The organism is Lactiplantibacillus plantarum (genome assembly GCF_014131735.1).
In the GTDB taxonomy this organism is placed as follows: domain Bacteria; phylum Bacillota; class Bacilli; order Lactobacillales; family Lactobacillaceae; genus Lactiplantibacillus; species Lactiplantibacillus plantarum.
In genome coordinates this window covers 1526250-1549816 of record NZ_CP039121.1, presented here as the reverse complement: position 1 = coordinate 1549816, position 23567 = coordinate 1526250, and the positions used below count along the sequence as shown (strand labels likewise).

General features: G+C 46.3%; 16 protein-coding genes. All 16 read right to left on the bottom strand.

All coding sequences use genetic code 11. From position 1 onward, the window contains the following. Window positions 1-5 precede the first annotated feature (5 nt). Entirely contained in the window at window positions 6-581 is a 576-nt protein-coding gene (locus E5260_RS07110; protein WP_003640393.1) for an anthranilate synthase component II, read from the bottom strand. After that, window positions 565-2001 (bottom strand): anthranilate synthase component I family protein, encoded by a 1437-nt coding sequence (locus E5260_RS07105; protein ID WP_003640392.1) that lies wholly within the window; start codon window positions 1999-2001, stop codon window positions 565-567. The genes E5260_RS07110 and E5260_RS07105 overlap by 17 nt, the downstream gene beginning before the upstream one ends. 472 nt (window positions 2002-2473) lie before the next feature. Then, window positions 2474-4069 carry a hypothetical protein gene (locus E5260_RS07100; RefSeq protein ID WP_022638009.1) on the bottom strand — a complete coding sequence of 532 codons (1596 nt, stop codon included), beginning with the start codon at window positions 4067-4069 and terminating at the stop codon, window positions 2474-2476. Next, window positions 4062-4826 carry an ABC transporter ATP-binding protein gene (locus tag E5260_RS07095; protein WP_003640390.1) on the bottom strand — a complete coding sequence of 255 codons (765 nt, stop codon included), beginning with the start codon at window positions 4824-4826 and terminating at the stop codon, window positions 4062-4064. Before E5260_RS07095 ends, E5260_RS07100 begins: the two co-directional genes overlap by 8 nt. Before the next feature lie 496 nt (window positions 4827-5322). Beyond that, window positions 5323-5793 carry an alcohol dehydrogenase gene (locus tag E5260_RS07090; protein WP_003640388.1) on the bottom strand — a complete coding sequence of 157 codons (471 nt, stop codon included), beginning with the start codon at window positions 5791-5793 and terminating at the stop codon, window positions 5323-5325. Between the two features lie 21 nt (window positions 5794-5814). Then, entirely contained in the window at window positions 5815-12468 is a 6654-nt protein-coding gene (locus E5260_RS07085; protein WP_003640387.1) for a mucin-binding protein, read from the bottom strand. A 629-nt stretch (window positions 12469-13097) separates the two neighbouring features. After that, window positions 13098-13418 (bottom strand): bacteriocin immunity protein, encoded by a 321-nt coding sequence (locus E5260_RS07080; RefSeq protein ID WP_003640386.1) that lies wholly within the window; start codon window positions 13416-13418, stop codon window positions 13098-13100. A gap of 435 nt (window positions 13419-13853) precedes the next feature. Beyond that, the gene (gene rplS / locus E5260_RS07075; RefSeq protein WP_003640385.1) at window positions 13854-14210 is read right to left on the bottom strand and encodes a 50S ribosomal protein L19; all 357 of its coding nucleotides are present in this window, start codon (window positions 14208-14210) and stop codon (window positions 13854-13856) included. Window positions 14211-14367: 157 nt separating this feature from the next. Then, window positions 14368-15108: a tRNA (guanosine(37)-N1)-methyltransferase TrmD gene (trmD, locus tag E5260_RS07070; protein ID WP_003640384.1), complete on the bottom strand. Its 741-nt coding sequence runs from the start codon at window positions 15106-15108 to the stop codon at window positions 14368-14370. Next, a complete protein-coding gene (gene rimM / locus E5260_RS07065; protein WP_003640383.1) occupies window positions 15108-15632 on the bottom strand; it encodes a ribosome maturation factor RimM in 525 nt (174 codons plus the stop codon). The genes trmD and rimM overlap by 1 nt, the downstream gene beginning before the upstream one ends. Window positions 15633-15792: 160 nt before the next feature. Further along, a complete protein-coding gene (locus tag E5260_RS07060) occupies window positions 15793-16050 on the bottom strand; it encodes a KH domain-containing protein (protein WP_003640382.1) in 258 nt (85 codons plus the stop codon). Window positions 16051-16067: 17 nt separating this feature from the next. Next, the gene (rpsP, locus tag E5260_RS07055) at window positions 16068-16340 is read right to left on the bottom strand and encodes a 30S ribosomal protein S16 (protein WP_003638633.1); all 273 of its coding nucleotides are present in this window, start codon (window positions 16338-16340) and stop codon (window positions 16068-16070) included. Between the two features lie 96 nt (window positions 16341-16436). Beyond that, the gene (gene ffh, locus E5260_RS07050) at window positions 16437-17891 is read right to left on the bottom strand and encodes a signal recognition particle protein (protein WP_003640381.1); all 1455 of its coding nucleotides are present in this window, start codon (window positions 17889-17891) and stop codon (window positions 16437-16439) included. Between the two features lie 22 nt (window positions 17892-17913). After that, a complete protein-coding gene (locus E5260_RS07045) occupies window positions 17914-18261 on the bottom strand; it encodes a putative DNA-binding protein (protein WP_003640380.1) in 348 nt (115 codons plus the stop codon). Between the two features lie 176 nt (window positions 18262-18437). Further along, a complete protein-coding gene (gene ftsY / locus E5260_RS07040) occupies window positions 18438-19976 on the bottom strand; it encodes a signal recognition particle-docking protein FtsY (RefSeq protein ID WP_003640379.1) in 1539 nt (512 codons plus the stop codon). An 18-nt stretch (window positions 19977-19994) separates the two neighbouring features. After that, entirely contained in the window at window positions 19995-23552 is a 3558-nt protein-coding gene (smc, locus tag E5260_RS07035) for a chromosome segregation protein SMC (RefSeq protein WP_003640378.1), read from the bottom strand. Between the last annotated feature and the right edge of the window lie 15 nt (window positions 23553-23567).

Sequence of the window (23567 nt, the reverse complement as noted above, 5' to 3'; positions counted from 1 at the left end):
TCTGCTTAATGTTTAAGTGCTAAAAAATTACGGATCAGTTGCTCACCAACGGCGGCTGGCGTCATGATTGATTCTGGATGAAATTGAACGCCGTACAGCTGACGGCCCACATCTTCCACTGCCATGATTTCCTGATCATCGCTTGTCCCAATGATTCGAAAGTTAACGGGCAAACGGCCCGCATCAGCTACCAACGAGTGGTAGCGCGCTGCCATGAACTGCATCGGACAATCTTTAAATAGTGATGACGGCTGCACGTGCATTAACGTGGCTTGCCCGTGAACTAAATGCTGGGCGCCTTGCAGCGAACCGCCAAAAGCGGTGACCATCACTTCTAATCCCATACAAATCCCCAATATGGGGACCTGACCAGCTAATTGTTGCACGACTTGTGGACTAACTCCCGTGTGGGCTGGCGTCCCCGGCCCTGGTGATAAAATGATATGGTCAGGTTGTAATGCCTTGATTGCAGCAACCGTCAAATCGTCATTTTTAATGACCCGTACATCGGGCGTCAGACGACCAATTAGTTGATACAAGTTATAAGTAAAACTGTCATAGTTATCAATTAATAATTCCATCTTTAACTCGTCCTTTCGCGTCTTGTACTGCATTAACGATCACTCGTTGTTTATTCTGGCACTCCTTAAATTCTTGAGCGCCGATACTGTCAGCAACAATGCCCGCACCCGCTGGAATCACTAACCGTTCATTCATCCGGTAGGCCAGCCGGATGCCAATCGCCATGTCCAAATTACCGTTACAATCCAAGTAACCAAAACAACCACCATAAACACCCCGCGGCACCTGCTCATAATGATTAATCAGGGTCATTGCTTCAATCTTAGGCGCGCCAGCTAACGTCCCAGCTGGAAAAGTAGCGGCAAGCACTTGGAGTGCTGTAGTAGTCGGCGCCACTTCTGCGGCCACCCGAGACCCTAAGTGCATGACTTGCGAATAACGAATTAATCGCCGTAAATTAGTCACCCGGACACTTTTAAACTTTGCAACTTGTCCTAAATCGTTACGTCCCAAATCAACTAACATATTGTGCTCGGCAATCTCTTTAGGGCTGGTTTGTAATTCATGAGCCAACTGCTGATCCTCGGCAGGTGTTCGACCACGGCGTCTCGTCCCGGCCAATGGATACGTCGCGATTTGTTCCCCATCCTTCGTCACTAACGTTTCTGGTGAGGCCACCGTCATTTCGAAATTAGCCTGTTTAAAATAACAGGTATACGGGGCCGCTGTTTTTTGAAGTTGCTGATAAACTGCCAGCAATGACCCGCTCATGGTCCCCAAACATGGATTAGCATATATCATTTGGAAAATATCACCAGCGTAGATGTGTTGGCGAATTCGGTCAACCTGACGCGCATAGGTCGCTTGGTCCAGTTGCATGTGTAATGGTTGCTGCAAGTCAAATGGTGGCAAAGCTATTGATTGCTGCAATTGTTCAATAATGGCGGCTAACTGTTGCGTTAGAGCCGTTTGAGTCACGGCGTAAGTTGCCGCTAAATCCGCAGTTGGAATCAGCTGTGTCAACCCAAGCTCATGATGTCGATGATCATAGACGAGCACACTCGTAACTAAGAATAAACCTAAGTCATCGAGATCTGCGGTTGCTGGTGATTTCAAATGCAACTTGGGTACAAATTGTTGAACATACTCATAGCCGAAGTACCCTATCAAGCCCCCCGTAAATGGTGGTAATCCTTGAATTCGTGGTGTTCGATATTGGTTTAGAATGGCTTGGAGTGTCTCATTAGCTGGTCGTTTGTGCTTGGCTAGTTGCCGGCCCGTGAGACTTCGCTGTGGTTTAAAACTAAAATAGCTATATCGTTGGTGCCGATCAATCGTCAGCGCGAAACCGTTCCCCATCTGGTGGACAATTTTAGCAACCGCAATGGGGTCAAATGTGGCGAGTGGTCGTTTGACCATCACTGGTACGTAGGGATAACGATCCTGATAAGGAATCAAGGTTGGTAATGTTGGATTCATATTGAACCACTCCTCATTAATAAGATAGTTTTACTTGAGTTGTGGTTAATTGCCATCGTTGCTGCATTGAACTGCCCCCTATCAAAAAAATCCGTCCATGACTAATGACAGTCAAGGACGGATTTTTCCGCGGTACCACCTTGGTTGGACACCAAATTACCCCATTCAGGTTAGACTTGGGTCCCAGCTTAGCGAAATGCAAACACATTCCCGGGAATTGACGGCTCCCTATCGTCGCGAGGTAGTAGAACAAAGCTGTTCGTTAGTCGCGCCCTCAGTGGTCCATTTAATAATTTGCGTTCGATCGCACTCTCAGCAACGGCGACTCTCTTTACGGGCATCATTATCTTGATCTCCACTTCATCGGTTTCATGGACGAATATTAAGTTGTCATTAACATTAAAACTCAATGAGCAATTTGTCAACACTTTTATCTTAATTTAATATTATGTGACTGTGAAATTAACACTTATTAGTCAAGTTGCTGCCAAAAAGTCTTGTAGTAATGCCAGACCAAACCAGCAGAAATAATTCCGACGCCAACTAATACAATGATATTAATCAGCATAGCTGCCGCCGCGAACAGCTGAATCAGCACACTATAGATCACAATTGTCAGCACACCCACAATACTGCAGGCCAACAAGTTAAGCATCAAACCAAGATTACCGCCGCCCCGATTAAACAATTGGGTCACATTAGTCCAATTCGTCAGCCGTAGCTGATAATCACGCTTAAAGTAATGTTGGGCAGCTAGGTACGTCCCCCAAGCAGCGCCCAATATTAGAGCCAAATCTAGGGCTAATGGTGCTCGCCCAGCGATACCCACCACTAGAACCATCACGCCATTAATCATGATCTGGAACCAATAACCCAAGTAAAACTTTTGTCGTAAGTAACGGGACATTGGGATTGGCAGTGCACGCACAAAGTCAAAGTTCATTTTATCAAGTGAAATGAGATTACCGACTAATGAGGTTTGATTAACATTGACGATCGCACCGGCCATCCCACTGACAAACCAGACACCGAGCCAGTTCAGCGATAGCCGACTAAAATTAGGAGCGGTCCCCGAAAAGAAAACGGTCCCGACTAAAATCAATGGCAGCAGGATTGAATCTGTGAATAATTGTAAGGCTAAACTGGGTTCTTTCAGTAACTGAAACTGGTAGGTACGCAAAATTTTATTGCGGTTATGTTGTCGTGAATGTCGACGCGGTGGTGTTGCCACTAACACTGAATTGACTTGCGTAAGCTGTTCCGCTAAGTGGGTCAAAACAAACCGTCCTGTCAGTGCGAATAAAATCAGCGAGATGACAATTAAACTCGCCCAGGTTAGCAAACTCGTCATTGTCAACGGCGTCGTGAAAACTTTAAAAATCGGTATCAATAGGGGTAATGCTGCGCGGTCAACCTGCGTTCCGGTGTCAGATGATGAGCCGCGATTCATGAAGTAGAGCCCGACTAGCACTAAGACAGCGTTAAGGCCTAACATGACGTTCATCACCATTTTTTGATGGGCGCGAAACACGGTTAGCTTGGTTAAGCCAAAAACTATTAGGGCGCACAAGCATAGTAACAGACTCAGTATTAGGCCATACATCAAGACGGCCATCAGCACGCCTAACACCACAAAGATTCCTGCCCGTGTTGCGGTCATGATAAAAATTAAGAGTAACGGAATGGTAAAGGGTACCGTGTTGAATATCACGACCAAAATCTTACTCATAAAAATTTCTTGATTGCGGAAAGGTAACGGTAAGTATTCAACAAGATCATTGCCGGCAAAAAAGACGTTATAAATACCCGAGATACTCTGTGAAATTCCCAATAAGATAAATAACGCCACATAGAACGTAAACATGCCTGGCAACTTGCTAAAATCAAAGGCCAACATCGTCAAGCCATAAATGCCAAGAAACATCAAAGCATTCAAGTAAAATTGCCGCATTAGCTTCTTACTCAAGGCTGGCCCCGAAGCGCCCTTTTTACGTAGCCGATCCGTTAGTTGCGGATTCAACAACCTGAGATTAACAGCCAACAAAACACGCAACTGACTTTTATGCATCATGCTCACCCTCCAGCGCATCGACAAGGTGATCATCCGTCAACCGCCCGGCCATTTGTAAATATATCGCCTCAAGTGATTGTTGCGGATGTTGAGCTAGTAATTGTTCAACCGAACCGGTATAAATCAATTGCCCCTGCTTCAAAATTGCTAATCGGTCACATAACTGCTGCGCCGTATCCAGATTGTGGGTGGAAAAAATGACCGTCTTGCCTTTGGCAGCATGGGCCTTCATCAAATTTTTTAAATCAAAAGCAGCTTGGGGGTCTAACCCTTGCAGCGGCTCGTCTAAAATCCAAATATCTGGATCGGGAAGCAACGCCCCAATCAAAATGGCTTTTTGCCGCATCCCGTGTGAATAACTAGCCATGGGTTCGTCAACGTGTTCAGTCATATCGAACAGTGACACCAGCTGCTGTCGCCGTTGCTGAACGGCTTCCTCTGATTGCTGGTAAGCGGCAGCTATCAAGTCCCAATATTCCATCGCCGAAAGTTGAAGAAAAATATCGGGTGTGTCCGGTACGTAAGAGATCTTTTCTTTGACGGCTTGTCGTTGCTGTTCAAGGTCTAAGCCATCGACCGTAACCGTGCCACTCGTCGGTTTAATGATACTGACTAAGTTTTTGATCGTCGTTGATTTACCCGCCCCATTGTGGCCCAGCAAACCGAAGATTTGTCCTGATGCGATGGTTAAAGTAAGCTGATTCAATGCTGTCTTATCCCCATAACGTTTTGTTAATTCGTGAATTTCAATCATGTGATTATCCCCCTAGTCATCAGTTACGGTTTATTATACCGGAATCGTCTGAAAATTCGAAACCGGAGCGGTACGTTGCTCATTGATTAACGCTTCTGTCGCCAATGACTAGTTCCATCATGAAACTAACGATTTCACCGATCCAGAAGCATCAGTTAACCTCAACTTCTAGGGCAAGTTTCATCAGACTGTTGATTAAAAACATATTGCAACCAAGAACCGTTAAATCACCTGCCCCCAAGATACTTATGATTCTAGTTCGATCAGGGACCGTCTTATTTTTAATAATTGTCATATACAAGCAAATCATTTAGGAATTTTCATCGCCATAAATCAAGCACAATTTATCCGCTGGCATTCCCATGTTAGGCCTTTTTGTTACTTACAATTCTGAAAGAACTCCACTAAGTCCAATTAAGAAGCTGGTACCGTTGCTGTAACGCCAAAAAGTTCTTCTCTGACAAGGCATCAGGCCCTCTCAAGGAAGAACTTTAATTTACACTTTGTTATTTAAATAACGGTTTTCCATCGCCTGGCGGGCAAGAACAGCGTCCTCAAAGTGCTGAAACGGTTTGTGTAACAGGTAGCGCCCCTTGTAGAAAAATGTCGCCACCCATTTCTGAGTATTGCTATCCCAGCTGACACCGATGACACCACTCTTATTACGCTTAGACATAATCTTTGACGGTAAATCAGTGTGATGATCATGAATTTTCAGATTGCTTAACCGCCCCATACTGGCAGCCGTTTTGGGATTACGTCGAATTAACTGCGACCGACTTTCTCGTGTCAAACACCCACAGCTTCTTGCTCGCCCATGCCGCAACGCGTACGAATCAGCTTTGGTCTGATTGCCACAGCGACACTGACACAACCAGAGGGCATTGCCATTTTTGGCAGTTCCACAACGTCTAATGACTGTTAAGCGGCCAAACTTCTGACCCGTGATATCGATTAAAGTAGTCATATTAACGCCTCCATTTAACGGCTAATTATGACGTTTCTTCAAAATTGCACTCACACCAACTAGTAAGGTTGCTGCAGTCAAACCAAGTAGTTCCGCCGCAACACTAGCTTGCCGATCATCATTGGTTTGCGGTAAAGTCGCTTGTTTGTGGGTGGCTGATTGATGAGCCGCGGTTGGCTTAACGGATTTAGTCGTCTTCGCCAGTTTAACCGTTTTTACATTGGCTGGTCGTGTCTGAGCAGGCTGTTCAACAGCCTGTGCTTGTTTGAGATCCACTGACCGCTTGACGCTAGCTTGTTTAGCAGTTGTTGTTGCGACGGTCTGAGCCTTATCCGGCGTCTTGACCGTTGCGACTTTATCTGGCGTGTCAGTCGTCTTAATTTTATCCGACTTATTAACTGTCACCGTCTTCACTGGTGTTTTTGGTGTCTCACCGGTTGAAAGCCTATCGGTAACGTAACGAATCGTTTGAACATCATCCACGCTAGCTGGCGTAACCATGACTGCCTGAGTACCCGTTACCACCGCATGATAGCCCGGAATACTGAACGCCGCGACGCGCTCAAAAGTGTGATCCGCCTGATTAGTCGACCAATTGCTATACGTTACGTCCCCGGTGACCTGATCAACCCGTTTAGTACGAGTGAATGTCATCGCTCTGACCGTATCATCGTGCAACTGCGTGCCAGTCGTACTCTGATAATGTACGGTTTGCGTGATCGTCTTGGTCTCGGTTGTCGCAGTTGTCACATGTGCAAGCTGAACCAGATAGCTGTGAACAACACCATCATCATTGAAAATAGCTCCTGAAACTGGATAGCTATCGCGGACAAGCACGTAGCCCTGATTACTGTAATCAGCAATTGTGTTAGCCGTGCGGTAATCGGATGATGTCTGATAATCGCCAGTCAAACTGACGGTCGCGAGCGTTTTATCCGTGGTGACATCAACATAGGTGACCGTCGCCTTTTCTGCGTTAAGCGCATACGTCACAATAATGTTGGTCGGTTGCGCCGCACTAGTTACTGCATCGTTTCCCGTGACCCGCGCCCGGTCAGCCGTATAGCCAATAATAACGGGTGACGTCACGGTGGTATAACGACCAGTAGCTGAAGTCCCATCCAGCCAATCAGTATAAACTACGGTAGGCTCAACTTCATCAATCGTGGCATCCCGATTAAACGTAATCAGTTGAACGCTGTCAGTGCCAGCCGAAGCCCCATTTTGATACCGATACTTAATCGTTTGACTGACTTGTTTCGTCAGATCTTGGGCGGTCGTTCCTACTGGATACTTCGGTCCGTCTGGATTGTCTGGATCAATTGGTTGGCCCGGCGTACCCGGATTACCTGGTGTAACCGTGACTAACTTATGCTTCAGTGTCACGGTATAAGTTTTAGCAAAATCATCGACATCGAACAGCATCCCCGATACGGGATAATTATCACGTACCAGTTCATAACCGTTTTTAACATAACCTGCAATGGTTTCAGCGGTCCGATAATTGGATTGTGTCCGATAGTCACCAGTCAAATTGGCCGTAGCGAGCGTTTTACCCGCCGTGACATCCACATAAGTGACCGTTGCTTTTTCAGGTTTGGCCGCATAGGTGACGACCACCTGTGTGTCTGAATCTGTATTAGCAACTGAATCACGACCAGCAACCTGTGTTTTATCAGCCGTATAGCCAGTAATGACGGGTGACATCACGGTGGTATAACGACCGCTAGCTGAAGTGCCATTCAACCAATCAGTATAAACTGCGGTAGGATCAACTTCATCAATCGTGGCATCCCGATTAAACGTTATTAGTTGAACGTTATCAGTGCCAGCCGAAGCGCCATTTTGATACCGATACTTAATCGTTTGACTGACTTGTTTCGTCAGATCTTGAGCGGTCGTTCCTACTGGATATTTCGGTCCGTCTGGATTGTCTGGATCAATTGGTTGGCCCGGCGTACCCGGATTCTCTGGTGTAACCGTGGCTAACTTATGCTTCAGTGTCACGGTATAAGTTTTGGCAAAATTATCGACGTCGAACACCGCCCCTGAAGTGGGATAGTTATCACGTACGAGTTGATAGCCATTCTTGACATAGCTCGCAATCGTTTCAGCCGTCCGGTAACTGGACGTAGTCTGATAGTCACCAGTCAAGCTTTTTATAGCGAGCGTTTTACCCGTAGTGACGTCTACATACGTGACCGTGGCGTTCTCTGGCTTAGCCTGATACGTGACCACGATGTTCGTGTCAGCATCCGCATTGTGCACCTCGTCATTACCCGCAATACGCGTTGAATCAGCAACATAGCCTTTAATTTCCGGTGAATCGACTGGCATGTAACGACCAGTCGTTGCCGTACCAGTCAACCAATCGGTATAAGTTAGCTTATTGTTAACCTCATCGACCGTCACGCTGCGCTTGAAAGTGATTGTTTGCGTATTAGCGTCGGCAGCAGTACTTTTATCCTGATACTGATAGTGAATGGTTTGATCAACTTGCTTAATCAAGTCTTGCACAGCCGTACCCGCTGGATATGTGGGTCCGTTTGGATTATCAGGGTCGATCGGCTCGCCTGGCGTACCCGGGTTCTCTGGGGTGAGCGGCAGGAGTTTATGTTGCAATTTGACAGTATAAGCCTGAGTACTTCCGTCTTTATCAAACACAGCACCGGATGTTGGATAATCATCACTGACCAGTTCATAGCCCATATTAAGGTACTGAGCGATTCGATCTGCTGTCCGATAATTCGAGACGGTCTGATAATCACCAGTTATCGGATCTGTCGTCAGCACCGCTCCCGTTGTCATATCTTCATAGGTCACCGTGGCTTTTTCAGGATTAGCCTGATAATAAACTTGTACATCTGGACTGAGATCCGTCCCACTCACCGTATCACGACCCGCAACACTGGTTGGGTCAGCCGTATAACCAGTAATCGAAGGTGAATCAACAGCCTCAAAACGACCAGTCATGGTCCCATCATCAGTCAACCAATCCGTGTAGACGACTGTGCCATTAACTTCATCCACCGTGACGTTACGACTAAAATTAACCGCTTGAACATTGTTCGGTTTAGCAGTGCGACCATCCTTGTATAAATACTGAATGGTTTGACTGACTTGCTCAGTTAAATCCTCAAAGTCAGTCCCCACTGGATATGTGGGTCCGTTTGGATTATCGGGGTCGATCGGCTCGCCTGGCGTACCCGGATTATCTGGCGTGCGTGTTACAAATTTATGAACAAGTGTAACCTGGTACTTTTGAACACTGCCGTCTTGGTCATAGACTACCCCGGCTGTTGGATAGTCATCACGGTACAATTGATAGCCCGCATTCTCATATGCGGCAATCGTATCAGCTGTCCGATACGCATCCGTTGTCCCGTACGCTCCTTGTAAGGGTTCCGTCTTAATGACCTTGTTATCAGTTTGGTCAAAATACGTGACCGTCGCATACTCTTTGTTCACGGTATACGTCACAGGAATCGTCGTGTCATCATCCTGCCATACAACGGCGGGATTGCCGGCAATACTGGTTGAATCAGCCGTATAACCAGTAATCAAAGGTGAATCAACAGCCTCAAAACGACCAGTCACGGCCCCATCATCAGTCAACCAATCTGTGTAGACGACTGTGCCATTAACTTCATCCACCGTGACGTTACGACCAAAATTAACCGCTTGAACATTGTCCGGTTTAGCAGTGCGACCATCCTTGTATAAATACTGAATCGTTCGACTGACTTGCTCAGTTAAATCCTCAAAGTCAGTCCCCACTGGATATGTGGGTCCGTTTGGATTATCGGGGTCGATCGGCTCGCCTGGCGTACCCGGATTATCTGGCGTGCGTGTTACAAATTTATGAACAAGTGTAACCTGGTACTTTTGAACAATGCCGTCCTGGTCATAGACTCCCCCGGCTGTTGGATAGTCATCATCGACCAGGTCGTAGCCCGCATTCTCATACGCGGCAATCGTATCAGCCGTCCGATACGCATCCGTTGTCCCGTACGCTCCTTGTAAGGGTTCCGTCTTAATAACCTTGTTATCAGTTTGGTCAAAATACGTTACGATCGCCGTTTCAGTCTTGGCCAAATAACGATACGTCACGGTACCGCCCTGATCAGTTAACGTGCCATTATAGGCTAGTCCAGTATTGGGTGCTAACACATAGCCCGTCTTGGGTTTGGCTGCCGTCGTGTAGGTCAAATAGTCCGTGGCCGTTGCGTCCGTAGCATGTGTCGCCGTACCAGTTTCCGAAGCATCTACCTGAGTCTCACCATTAGCATCTACATGTTCGTAGAGGTACTTAACCGCAATATCACCAATTGTCAAGGTGCCAGGAATGACTGAAATGGTATAGTTTTTATTCACCGAATCATCAGCATCAGGAGTGGCCGTAATTGTCTTAGTTCCAACCGCACTCATGCCGTTGGTCACACGATACTTTAAGGTCTCACCATTAACTGTCCCAGTAACCACCGCCGCCAAATTCTTTTGCGTCCCATCCGACCAATAAATCTTGTTGGGAATCGTAATTGTTGCTTTGGCTGGATCAATTGTCAGCGTTCCATTGACATACGAAATTTTATAATTACTGGTATCGGCTGCCGTAGTCCCAGTCATTGCATAAGTGCCGACCGTAGTATAAGTCGTCGCACCACTGCCATCTGCTGCAACTGCGGTAAATACTAACTGATCATAATTGGTCCCGCTAGTAACAGTGGCAGTCGTGCCATGTGATCGGCCGTCATAAACTGCATTATCATCCTTGACCGTGACTGTCAGATCTGCTGGCGTGATCACCAACGTCCCATCCGTCGTGGTAACGGTATAGTTTTTAGCCAAAATCGCCGCTTGCGTGGGATCCGCTAACGCGTATGTCAGGTCGTCATAGGTACCGACGTTCGTGTCAGTCGTCGTGGTAAAGTCAAAATGATCATACACGGTTCCAGTCGTTACGGATGTCCCCTGAGGCTTGCCATTATAGGTCACTGTACCACTAGCTATCTTTAACTCGAGACCAGCAGCCTGCACCGCACCAGTCGTGGTGAAAACGGCCGCATCATCCAGAATATAATTCGACCCCAGCGCAGCTTGAACTGCCTTCCGACCAGCGTCATTAAGGGTGATTGCATATTTGCCAGTGTCCGCACCGGTCAAGTTAGTTTCGGTGCCTTGATACGTATAAGTAAAATCTGCCAACGTTAAAACACGTTGACCGACCTTGCCGGCTACGCCTGGTTTAGCATCGCCGATTTCGCCGTTACTAATTTGAAGGATATTTTGCTTTGTTGCATTTTTAACGGTGACTACCGGCAACATTGTCAATGATCCCGTATACAACTGTGAAGGCCGAAGTATAATTAGCCCATTCTTACCAGTGGTGGCTGTGATTTTTACAGGGACAATGTTAATTGTAAAGGTATAATCGGAGGCCCCAGTCGAAAAGGTTGGGACAAAGTCATCCAAATCACTGGTCGAGGTATCGTAAGCATTATAGTCTTGCATAACCCGGCTCATCCCAGCTTTACCCGCTGCATTGATCGTCACTGAGTAACTACCAATTTGGTCGAGCGTTGAAAAGTCCGTATCTCCGGAATATTTCGTGACCTGCCCATGTTCATCCGTATACACAACATCAACGTAATCATTGACATCAGCAGAGTCCAGAAAAAGTGCATATAGCAAATTGACCTTGTTGCCGTTTACATCTTCTAAGTAATTGCCCGCTGCATCTTGAATGTAGTAGGCGACGTCGTTAGCCGGCGTCTCATCTGGAGAACTAATATGAGATTCTAGATCCGCCAGCGACGCCTCGCCATAGTCCATCGACACGGTCCCCGTAGTTACTAACGATACGGTCGGCTTCGTTTCAGCTTCACTGGTGATAGCTGAAACCGCCTGTACTGCAGACTTAGTGACCGGCGTGTTTGCTGACCTGCTCGCTAGCGCACCCGTCAATGGGAGTGCCCGACTTGTCACTGCAGTCGTAATGGTCGGTGCTTCAGCAGTAGGTATGCTGGCTGTTTTCCCAGTTTCCGTACGCGTTTGGCTAGCTGTCGTAGCATCAGTGAGATCATTTGCCACTGATGAACTTGTCGTCTCAGTGTTTAGCACATCTGTGTCAGCACTCGTAGTAGCCGTTTTAGTTGCGGATGCTGATGTGGCTTCCGTGTTAGTAGATTTACTGGTGACACTTGGTGCACTAGCACTTGCGCCATCAGTACTTGATATGCTAGCACTTGAGTCAGCGCTACTTGAAGCAGTACCGACTTCGGCAGCTGGCTTCGTAGCTGCTGTCGACTGGCGATTACTGGAAGCTGAAGTTGCCCCAGTTGAATCAGTAGTCGCTTTAGTATCCTGAGTCGCGGCCGTTACATCAGTAGCAGCTTTTGCATCCTGAGTCGCGGTCTTAGTAGCTGTCGCCGTACTAGCTGATTTTAGTACGACGGCATTGCTCGGTTCTGCCATGTCGGAACTAACGCTAGCGCTATTGTCGGCCGTGTCAACCCCCGTACCCGTTGCGGCTTTCACTTGTTCAACTTGGCTAAAAGTCAAACCGATGCCAACTGAAAATACTGTGATACTAGCAGCCACCCAGCGCCGCCCCGATTTATAAAGCTTATAATGAGACTTACTTTCCAATCCCAACCTATTTAAACGATTCCGCATAATTCTGCCCTCCAAAGTTCAACCGTACCTGGAGCAATCAAGTTATTTAGCTGAGTAATATTTGGTGCGTTTCGTACCGTGCCGAAACGATTGTGTTAATCATCAAACTATCACCTAATTGACCCCTTCAATCATTAGTATACGTTCAAATAAGTTGAAATAACAAGTGCATAACAAAAAATAGACGAAATTATTTTTGAGATTATTTAATTGTAGTATCAGTTCACGCTATAACACTGCATTAAAATACTGATATAACCAACATATTGACACACTTATTTTGAATCTGGCTCATCCGCATCCCAGTTCGGTACTTATCAAACAATGTATAGCATTTGTTCTACGGCTGAAATCGTTTACCAGCTATTTAGCAGCACCAAACAATTTTTATCGCCCGCCAACCACATCACCTAATATTGTTAAGACGCGCAGATCATGAACTGTTTTTCCACACCAAAAAGCCCCTCTGAATGGGTTTCATTCAAAGGGGCACGGACATGCCGCACGATGTTCTCATTTAAGCTGTTATCAATACACTTCCGATGACGCCCGGCCGCTTACGTTCAAAAACCATCGTCAGCCGACTGGAGACGGTCTGGTTTCGCTAGTAACTTCATCACTGACACACCCTAATCTAAATAGGTACTATGCATCCCAATATAGCCTAAATTCGTTCCCATTGGTTTGGCCGCGACTAATATTGGATAAATCTGATCATAAAAGTTTGAAGCAGCCTTCGAGAGGCCCTTGTTGCGTAGCGCCTCCATTTGAAAACTGACCACTAATTTATTTAACACAGCAATTGAATAGCGATGATGCTCCAAATCGGCTTTGGCCATCAACCCGATCTTACGTTCACGGTCGGTAAGATTAGGGTCGAGAACGAAGTCAACCAATTGACTCAATAACGCCTGTTCATCGACCTGATGTTTCCCCGTACGTCCAAACATCGGCTTTCACCTAACTCTCTTTTATTTTATCGTGCTCGCTTTGAGCAATCTCCCGTTTAGTTAACCCGGCCGCCAGCTTAGCACTAGTTATACACGTCAGGTACGCGACAACCCTGTTCAAATAAATCAGTTTAGTCTGATATCAAGTGATTCATATTCAGCTAATTGACGCATCCCAAGAAGCATTGCGTACTCGTATTACTATCATAATACTTCAAATTAGGAATTACGAGCTATCTCGTAAGATTGTTAAATTATAAATCCAAGCACAGCATGCTCACATTGTGAACCGACCTAAATTGGTCGATGATTTGACGATTGAGCGTGTCACTAACTTCGCCAATAAAAAAAGCTAGCTAATCATTAAAAATGATTAACTAGCTTTCCATCATCAGCTCAGCCTAAGCTGCAACCGATGACTGTTGACGTTGTGATTTAGCCACGACGACGTTCTGGGATCCGAGCAGCCTTACCATGTAAGTTACGTAAGTAGTATAACTTGGCACGACGTACACGACCTTGACGAACGACATCAATTGCGGCAACGCGTGGTGTGTGTAATGGGAATGTCCGTTCCACACCAACACCGTTACTGATCTTACGAACAGTATAAGTTTCGCTGATACCGGAACCATGGCGCTTGATAACAACACCTTCAAATAATTGGATCCGTTCGCGAGTACCTTCAACAACTCGTGCATGAACACGAACTGTGTCTCCAGCACGGAAATCAGGGATGTCCGTACGAAGTTGTTCATTGGTGATCTTTTCGATCAATTGGTTTTGACGCATAATGTATTTCTTCCTTTCGCCGACATTCGTGACAACCTGGTCAGCGGAACATCGTTAATGGGCACAATAGCCAATAAATAGAATACCATATTCGAGGGTGGGCACGCAAGTTTTTTTGAACTCTTCACGACTAACTTGTCCTAATTAACGGCATAGCCTAGACTTCCGACTCATCCGCCTTGATATCTGCTAACATCTGTTTAGCTTTTCCTGACAATGATAGCCCCGTCAACATGTCCGGGCGCCGTTCATAGGTCCGTTTCAGTGCCTGTTCTAAGCGCCAATCATCAATTTTTCCATGATCACCACTCAGTAAGATATCTGGTACCTTCATACCACGAAAATCAGCAGGACGCGTATATTGTGGGTATTCCAGGAGACCGCTCGAAAAAGAATCCCCCGGAGCCGATTCCGAATTGCCAAGCACACCTGGTAAGAGCCGCACCGTCGCATCAATCATGACCATTGCACCCAGTTCACCACCAGTTAAAACGTAATCACCTAGCGAGACTTCATCGGTGACTAATGACCGAATCCGCTCATCATAACCCTCATAGTGGCCGCAAATAAAGGTCAAGTGTTCTTCCTGAGCAAAGTCTTCAGCAACGTGTTGATTGAACTGGACTCCCGCCGGATCCAATAAGATCACGCGACCGGGTGCCGGGTGTTTTTCCTGAACGCTGGCCAAAGCATCAAAAATTGGTTGTGGTTGGAGTAACATGCCCGCACCACCACCATACGGATAATCATCCACATGGTTATGCTTGTCGGTCGTAAAATCCCGAAAATTAGTGACATCAACATTGATGACGTCATTTTCAATGGCATTGCCAATCATCGACTCATGAAGCGGCCCCGCAAACATCTCTGGAAACAGGCTTAAAATATCGATTTGCATTAATCAATCAGCCCTTCCATTAGTTCAACAGTCACCACGCCCGCATCCAAGTCAACATCTTTAATGACCTGGGGAATCTTAGGTAGTAAGACGTCAGACTGACCATGATCCCGTTTGACCACCCAAACATCATTCGCACCAGGTGACAGAATCTCTTTAATAGTCCCTAAAGGCTCGTCAGCGGTCGTCACAACTTGTAGGCCGACAATTTGGTGATAGTAGTACTCACCCGCTGGTAAGGCATGTAATGCTTCAGCAGGAACTTTGATCGTCCACCCCTTATAGCGCTCCACATCATTGATGTTATCGAGCCCTTCAAAGGTAAGAAAGTACAGTCCCTTTTGCTCACGGGCCTTCGCGATTTTGACAGTAATCCCGCCAGTCGTTTCATCTGGGGTTTTAAATAAACTCAATTGTTGCCCTACTTTAAAGCGTTCTTCTGGAAAATCAGTCACGACAACGACTTTCACTTCACCACGAATGCCGTGGGTGTTAACTAGGGTGCCAACACGATAGTAATCCATTAGCTTCCTCCTCTTAATTAGCTTGATTGTTATTCGTTTTAAATGTCATCAACATGTTACAACTAATCTACTCAACGACGGTCATCGAGATACTTTGACTCGTCCTCAAAAACCGGAACAAGATATAAAAAAACTCTTAAACAAAACATCACTGCTTCGCTCAAGAGTTTTTTTGTTGTCCGTCTTCGATCGTAAGCCGGACACGTTTAGGTCCTGAAACTCGGACACTATACACAATTGTCCGAATTGCCGAAGCAACCCGTCCCTGCCGACCAATGACCCGGCCGATATCTTCGGGATTAACCGTTAAGTTGTATTCAAGATAACGCGTGGTTTCCTTAAAATCAACTTTAATATCGTCTGGATATTGAACTAACGGGGTGACAACCGTGGTGATTAAAGCTTTAATATCTGCCATGATCTATTACCGCTTTATTATTTAGTGAACTTAGCTTCGTGGTACTTCTTCATGATACCGGCCTTAGATAAGATATTCTTAACCGTATCTGAAGGTTGGGCACCATTGTTCAACCAACCGAGGATATCTTCCTCTTCAAGTTTAACTTGGGCTGGTTCTGTAAGTGGGTTGTATGTGCCGACTTGGGCGATAAAACGACCATCACGTGGTGAACGTGAATCTGCGACAACAATCCGGTAAAATGGATTTTTCTTAGAACCCATCCGCTTTAGACGAATCTTGACTGACATTTAAACACCTCCCGAATTCTTTAACAGGTAATAATATACCAGTAAATCAATAGCTTGTAAAGGACTTTTTCTTGACAGGCTAAAAAAACTTATAAATTAGCGTTTGCGACGCCGCATTGCTTTGGCTAAGCGCTTTTGTTTTTTCTTCTTAGTTTGACGAACCATTCGCTTCATGGCCATTTGTTGCATCTTACCACCGATACCACCACCGCCATTGGCACCACCCATGAGACCTTCCATACCAGCAAAGTTCCCTTTGGACATTTGATTCATCATCTTTTTGGTCTGGTTGAATTGCTTGATCATCCGGTTGACTTCATGAATTGGCCGCCCGGAACCAGCCGCAATCCGTCGACGCCGAGATGGGTTCAACAAATCCGGATCTGCTTTTTCGGCATTGGTCATCGAATAAACGATTGCCCGGATATGGGCAATGTCTTTCGGGTCCATGTTGATATTTTTCATCGCTGGATTGTTAGCCATGCCGGGAATCATCTTCATGATATCTTCCATGTTCCCCATCTTGTCAACTTGGTCTAATTGGTCGATAAAGTCATTGAAGTCAAAAGTGTTTTCCTGAATCTTCAGGTTCATTTCTTCGGCTTGTTTTTCGTCATATTGCTGTTGCGCCTTTTCAATCAGCGTCAGCATATCACCCATACCAAGAATCCGATCCGCCATCCGGTCTGGATGGAAGACATCAAGATCAGTCATCTTTTCGCCTTGACCGACAAACTTGATTGGCTTACCAGTGACGGCCCGGATTGATAGTGCAGCCCCACCACGAGTATCACCATCTAACTTCGTCAAGACGACCCCGGTCACATCCAGCTTATCGTTAAAGCCCTCCGCCGTATTAACGGCGTTTTGACCAGTCATCGCATCGATCACTAACAAAATTTCGTCAGGATGAACGAGATCTTTAATATTGGCCAACTCGTTCATCAACTGCTCATCGATTTGTAACCGACCAGCCGTATCAATAAACACGTAATCATTGTGGTTTTCTTGCGCCTGTGCCATCCCTTGACGCACAATCTCAACGGGATCGACATCGGTTCCTAGTTGGAAGACTGGAACGTCGATTTGGCGACCAACTTGTTGCAATTGTTCAATCGCGGCTGGCCGGTAAACGTCGGCCGCAATCATTAATGGTCGGGCATCCTGTTCGTTCTTTAATTTGAGGGCTAATTTTCCGACCGTCGTCGTTTTCCCGGCCCCTTGGAGCCCAGCCATCATGATGACCGTTGGAATCTTCGGCGATTTGTTCAGTGGAACTGCCTTTTCACCCATTGTTTTCGTTAATTCTTCATCAACGATTTTAACGATTTGTTGGGCTGGATTTAAACCTTCCAGCACCTTTGCGCCGAGCGCACGTTCGCGAACCGTTTTAACAAAATCCTTGACCACCGTAAAGTTAACGTCGGCTTCAAGTAATGCTAACCGAATTTCACGCATGGTTGCTCGAAGATCACTTTCCGAAATCTTCCCCTTGCGCCGTAAATTGGTCATTGCTTTTTGTAAACGTTCCGTTAGGCCTTCAAATGCCATTAGTGTCACCTAACCTTTATTATTATTCTGAGTCAGCTTCCAAGTTGACTAGTTGTTGAATCATCTTAATTAACTGGGTATCCCCATGGTAATTTTGCTTAATATAGTCAGAGATCGCGTCAACTTCGTGATTACGTTCCACAAAGTCGTGGTAGAGATGCAGCTTAGCCTCATAACCTTCTAAAATCTTTTCGGTCCGCTTGATGTTATCATAGACGGCCTGGCGCGAAACTGAGAACTCCGCTGCAATCTCGCCTAAGGAATAGTCATCAGCGTAGTACAGTTGAATATAGGCTTTTTGCTTATTCGTTAATAACGGTTCATAAAACTCGAATAACGAATTGATTCGATAATTTTTTTCAATTTCCATGTGGGGACTCCTCACGCTTATCATACAGACTACACACTAAATAAGAGTACCGATTTTATCGCCATTCGTCAACTATCAGTCGCTATTTGTGGTAAAAATAAATGGTAATCGTCCTCGTGCTGAGAACAATTACCATTCGTTAACTGGCTTTCAATTTAAGACCATCATCAACTGATTTAACCCGTGATAATATCTTTAAATAACCCGTAGACAAAGTCATTGGCATTGAATGGTCGTAAATCAGTCACCTTTTCACCTAAACCAACGTACTTTACAGCAAGATGCAATTCATTACGAATAGCTAAGACGATCCCACCACGTGCCGTACCATCAAGTTTAGTTAACACAATCCCACTGACATCCGTCGACTGTTTAAACAATTTGGCTTGGTTCAGCGCGTTTTGCCCAGTCGTGGCATCCAGCACCAGTAAGACCTCATGTGGTGCATCAGGGATTTCACGGGTGATGACCCGCTTGATCTTTTCCAATTCATTCATCAAGTTGACTTTGTTTTGAAGCCGACCAGCAGTGTCCACAAAGAGCACGTCATAATCTTCGGCCTTAGCCTTCTTAACCGCGTCAAAGCAAACGGCCGCTGGATCACTTTTTTCGGCCTTAGCGACCACGTCAACCCCGTCTCGTTGCCCCCAGACTTGCAACTGCTGGATTGCACCAGCTCTAAACGTATCACAAGCCGCCAACAAGACCTTCTTGCCTTGCTGCTTGTACATGTTCGCCATCTTACCGATTGTAGTGGTCTTACCAGCACCATTGACCCCGACAAATAAAATAACGGTTGGACCACTCTTAGCCATGTGAATCGAGTTATCCTCGCCTTCACCAGCTTCACCGTACATATCAACGAGCTTTTCGACGATGACGCTTGAGATTTCTTTCTTGCTCTTCGCGTTCTTTAATTTAACTTCGTCACGTAGCTCGTCACTAATTCGCATCGCGGTCTCATAACCCACATCAGATTCAATCAGCGTATCTTCCAAATCATCGAAGAACGCTTCGTCGACATGGCGGAAATTAGCCAAGAAGGCATTGATACGATCACCAAACGTTTTCCGCGACTTTTTCAGTCCTTCATCATAACGTTCTGCCTCAGTTGGCTCCGGCTCAGCCGATTCCGAATCAGCCGCCGCATTAACAGTCGGTGCGGCGGATTCAGTCGCAGTCGTCGCTGATGACTTGACTGCTGGCGCCGTACTGGCTACTGATTCTGACATAGCGTTGCCTTCAACTACCGCATCAGACTTAGTCGCTAACGCCACGTCGCTCGCGGCCGCTTGACTAACTTGTGCCGCACTCGCACTTAATGCAGCTAGTGACTGGGCAACCATTGCACTGGCTGTGAGTGGCGCTTCCGACACCGTCGCCGATTGCAGTGATGCTTGTGAACCAGACTGTGCACTCACTGCCGCCGTGCTATCGGCCGGGGCTTCACTAGTAGCTGCCGATTTTACTGTCGCTGGTTCGTCCGCAGTGCTTGTCGCTTCGCTTACGGCTGTACTGGACACCGGTGTCGCAGTTGATTCAGTTGTTGCGCCCTCCGAGCGAGCTGGCTGTTGTGACGAAGGGGCCCGGTCGTCACTGACCGGTGCGTTAGCTTGACTTGTCGTTGCTGGCGCTTCACTGGCAGCTGACGTTGTTTGAGCGTCATCTGATTCTGGTAAACTAAACGCTTTTTTTAACCGACTAAATAGTCCCATCTTCAACACTTCCTTTAATTATTTTTGTTCATCTTTTAAATCTGCCAAGGAGACTGAGACCATCTTGGAGACACCTGACTCTTCCATGGTTACCCCATAAAGTACGTCAGCGTGCATCATTGTTCCTTTTCGATGAGTAATGATCACAAACTGCGTTCCCGTTTGAAAATCATTCAAATACTGACTGAACCGATCCACGTTGGCATCGTCTAACGCAGCTTCGGCTTCATCTAAGATACTGAATGGCACGGGGCGCACTGCTAAAATGGCAAATAATAACGTAATAGCCGTTAACGCCCGTTCCCCACCAGAAAGTAAGCTTAATCGCTGAAATTTTTTGCCCGGTGGCTGGGCCATGATATCAACCCCACTGGTCAATAAATGTTCTGGGTCGGTCAAGATCAATTCAGCCTTACCGCCGCCAAACATCTGTTCAAAAATCGTACTAAATTCGCTAGCGACTTGATCAAATGCCGTTTTAAAGCGGGTGGCAACGGTCGTATCCAAATCAGCCATTGTTTGCAGTAAGTGTTCCTTGGCTTCAGTTAAATCGGAAGCTTGGTTATTGAGAAAGTCAAAGCGTTCCTTGACCCGCTCGAATTCGTCAATCGCGCCGAGGTTTACCGTTCCAATCTCATCCAAGCCCCGTTTAAGCAGTTTCAACTGTTCTGTAATCGCAGGTAACGCTAAGTCACTGACGTCAGCTTGTGCTGCGGCAACTGTCAACTGGTACTTTTCAGCCAGATCAGCCGTGGCGTGGTCGACTTCGCCAGTCAATTTTGTTTGGCTTAATTCCAAGCGACGGTAATCATCCGTTGCGGCCGCTGCGAGTTGTTGCAACCGAACTTGCTGGGTCGATAATTCTTCAACCTGATCATTAAGCGTTGCTAGCTGTTGTTCACACGTTTTCCGTTGTTCTTCAACCGCAGCCTGTTTAGCCTTAGCTGTTTTCAAGACCGTATCGCGTTCTGCGACCGACATTTGCTGGCTCGCTAACGTTGTTTTAATTGCTGTTAAATCCGCTTGAATTTGCTTTTTCGTCTCTTCATTTTGCGCCAAGGTCGCCTGACATTGTTCTAATTGTCGTTGCGTTTGTTTCACGTGTTCCTGCAACGTAATCAGTTGTTCACGCTGGGCTTGTAATTTCGTCGTTTGAGTCTGTTGATAACTTTCGTAATCCGTTTGCTGTTGTTGGACTGTTTTCATTTGGTCCTGATAGTCTTTAAGCTTAGCCGCATTAGCCGCTTGCGCTTGTTGATTACGAGCCACTAAGTCTTCATAGCTATCATCAGCTTGCGTCTGTTGCTGCTCATAAGTTAAAGCCTTAACTTGACGACTTAGCTGCGTTTGCTCGCTCTGTGCCGCCTGTAACTGGGCCTGTGTCTGACTAAGGCGATCCTTAAGTTCACTTAGTTGTTGGCGGGTCGTTTCAACCTGAACCGTCAAGTCTTGGTTAGCTTTTTTAAGGTCTGCTAGCCCTTGTTCATAGGTTACTAATTCAGACTGCATCTGGGCAACATTAGCTGCAATTTTTTCCGCGGATTGTTGCTGTTGGAGTAGCCCATTATCATCATGGCGAGTCGCACCACCGGTGATGGCCCCACTGGCCGCAATCGTTTCACCATCAATGGTTACCAATTTGCACCGAAAACGTCTGCTCCGTGAAATTGCCATCGCGTGGTCTAGCGTGTCCACAATCGCCGTTGTTCCTAACAAGTAACGTTTGATTGCCGTCAATCGTGATTCACAATCGACCAACTCGCTAGCCACGCCCAACACACCAGGTTGTTGTGATAAATCGCGCTCAGTGTTAACGGGAAGTTGACGAGCTGTGATCCGCTCGATAGGCAAAAAGGTTGCCCGACCGGCGTGATTTTGTTTTAAGAAATTAACAACAGTTTTAGCCGTCTGTTGTGTGTCACAAACAATATTTTGCAACTGTCCGCCCAGCGCAACTTCGACCGCCTTAGTATACTGATCAGGAACGGTCAGGAGTTCTGAAACGGCCCCGGCAACGCCACTAAACTGTTGGCGATGTTGTAAGACCATTCGAACGCCCGCATAAAAGTTCGTATAGCGTTCCTGAACAGCTTGCAACGCCTCTAGCCGTGACTTTTCACGCTGCATCAAGCCAGCCGCGTCTAACCAACGTTGCTGTTGCTCGTCGATCCGCTCTGCATTCGTTTTTACTTGGGCTTGTTGGGCTGTTAGCGTGGCCTGCTGCTGATTAACTTGATTTTCTAAATCACGTTGCTCACGATTGTGCACGTCTACGGTCGTCTGCACCCGTTTCAAGTTAGCCTGAGCCTGTGCTAGCCGTTCTGCTAACGCTGTGCTCTGACTGCCAGACTGTTGATGTTGCTTAACGAGGTTCTTCGCTTCGTTATTCAGTTCAGCCTGAACTTGTTTTTCATCAATATAAGCATTGCGTAATTTTTCCAGCTCATCAGCCAACTGCTGACGGCCGGCCGCACTCGTTGCCGTCGTTAACTCGGCAACTTGCGCTTTGACTGCCTTAACTTGGGCTTGCTGCTCAGATAATGTTTGTTCTAATTGGGTTTGTTGCTCGGTTTGCGTCGCAATCTGTTGCTCAGTTGCGGTCAAACTGGCCGTCAGCCGTTCCTGCTCAGACTGTTGGTTTTGCCGCCGTTCAGCGTCAACCCCTTGTTGTCCTTGCGTGTTTTCGATGGTCTTAATCAGCTCAAGATTTTGTGCTACCAGCTCATCTTTTTGCTTTAATTGAGCTGTCTGCTGGGTTTTTAAATTAGCTAGCTTGGTTGCACCAGCATCAACTTGTTGCTGATACTTAGCCACTAACGCCTTGGCACTAGCTAACTTTTCATTGACACCTTGTAGTTGATCACGAGCAATCGTCAACTTCTTAACGAGCCGCGAACGGTCCAAATAATCAAATTTTTGTTTTTGATCTTGATAATCCCGGGCAAGACTCGCCTGTTCTTCCAACGGCCCCTTTTGCTGATTCAATTCAGCAATGATATCGTTCACGCGGTCTAAATAATCCGTCGTTTCCGCTAATTTATTCTCCGTCGTGAACTTATCCTTTTTGTACTTTAAGACCCCAGCGACATCTTCGATAATGCTGCGGCGCTCTTCTGGTTTCGCATTAAAGACCGCCTCAACACGACCTTGAGAAATCACTGAAAATGAGTCTTTTCCCAGACCAGTATCAATCATCAAATTCGTAATATCTTTCAACCGGCAACTCTGATTATTAATTAAATAATCGCTGTCACCGTTACGAAAGAGTTTCCGCGTAATACTAACTTCTGCGTAATCCAAAGGTAAAAAGTGGTCACTGTTATCAAACGTGATCGTGACTTTAGCCATATTCAACGGTTTTCGATTAGCCGAGCCGGCAAAAATGACGTCGGTCATCTTAGTGCCGCGTAAACTTTTGACGGCCTGTTCTCCGAGGACCCAGCGAATAGCTTCAATAATGTTACTCTTACCACTACCGTTTGGGCCGACAATCCCCGTCATTCCGGCTTGAAAATCAATTTTGGTTTTATCAGCAAATGATTTAAATCCGCTGATTTCTAATGATTTAAGTTGCATTCGACACAAACTTCC

What these genes read in the sequence shown, in the direction of transcription:
- E5260_RS07110 (WP_003640393.1), bottom strand. Translation starts at nt 581, where the DNA reads ATGGAATTATTAATTGATAACTATGACAGTTTTACTTATAACTTGTAT.
- E5260_RS07105 (WP_003640392.1), bottom strand. Translation starts at nt 2,001, where the DNA reads ATGAATCCAACATTACCAACCTTGATTCCTTATCAGGATCGTTATCCC.
- E5260_RS07100 (WP_022638009.1), bottom strand. Translation starts at nt 4,069, where the DNA reads ATGCATAAAAGTCAGTTGCGTGTTTTGTTGGCTGTTAATCTCAGGTTG.
- E5260_RS07095 (WP_003640390.1), bottom strand. Translation starts at nt 4,826, where the DNA reads ATGATTGAAATTCACGAATTAACAAAACGTTATGGGGATAAGACAGCA.
- E5260_RS07090 (WP_003640388.1), bottom strand. Translation starts at nt 5,793, where the DNA reads ATGACTACTTTAATCGATATCACGGGTCAGAAGTTTGGCCGCTTAACA.
- E5260_RS07085 (WP_003640387.1), bottom strand. Translation starts at nt 12,468, where the DNA reads ATGCGGAATCGTTTAAATAGGTTGGGATTGGAAAGTAAGTCTCATTAT.
- E5260_RS07080 (WP_003640386.1), bottom strand. Translation starts at nt 13,418, where the DNA reads ATGTTTGGACGTACGGGGAAACATCAGGTCGATGAACAGGCGTTATTG.
- rplS (WP_003640385.1), bottom strand. Translation starts at nt 14,210, where the DNA reads ATGCGTCAAAACCAATTGATCGAAAAGATCACCAATGAACAACTTCGT.
- trmD (WP_003640384.1), bottom strand. Translation starts at nt 15,108, where the DNA reads ATGCAAATCGATATTTTAAGCCTGTTTCCAGAGATGTTTGCGGGGCCG.
- rimM (WP_003640383.1), bottom strand. Translation starts at nt 15,632, where the DNA reads ATGGATTACTATCGTGTTGGCACCCTAGTTAACACCCACGGCATTCGT.
- E5260_RS07060 (WP_003640382.1), bottom strand. Translation starts at nt 16,050, where the DNA reads ATGGCAGATATTAAAGCTTTAATCACCACGGTTGTCACCCCGTTAGTT.
- rpsP (WP_003638633.1), bottom strand. Translation starts at nt 16,340, where the DNA reads ATGTCAGTCAAGATTCGTCTAAAGCGGATGGGTTCTAAGAAAAATCCA.
- ffh (WP_003640381.1), bottom strand. Translation starts at nt 17,891, where the DNA reads ATGGCATTTGAAGGCCTAACGGAACGTTTACAAAAAGCAATGACCAAT.
- E5260_RS07045 (WP_003640380.1), bottom strand. Translation starts at nt 18,261, where the DNA reads ATGGAAATTGAAAAAAATTATCGAATCAATTCGTTATTCGAGTTTTAT.
- ftsY (WP_003640379.1), bottom strand. Translation starts at nt 19,976, where the DNA reads ATGGGACTATTTAGTCGGTTAAAAAAAGCGTTTAGTTTACCAGAATCA.
- smc (WP_003640378.1), bottom strand. Translation starts at nt 23,552, where the DNA reads ATGCAACTTAAATCATTAGAAATCAGCGGATTTAAATCATTTGCTGAT.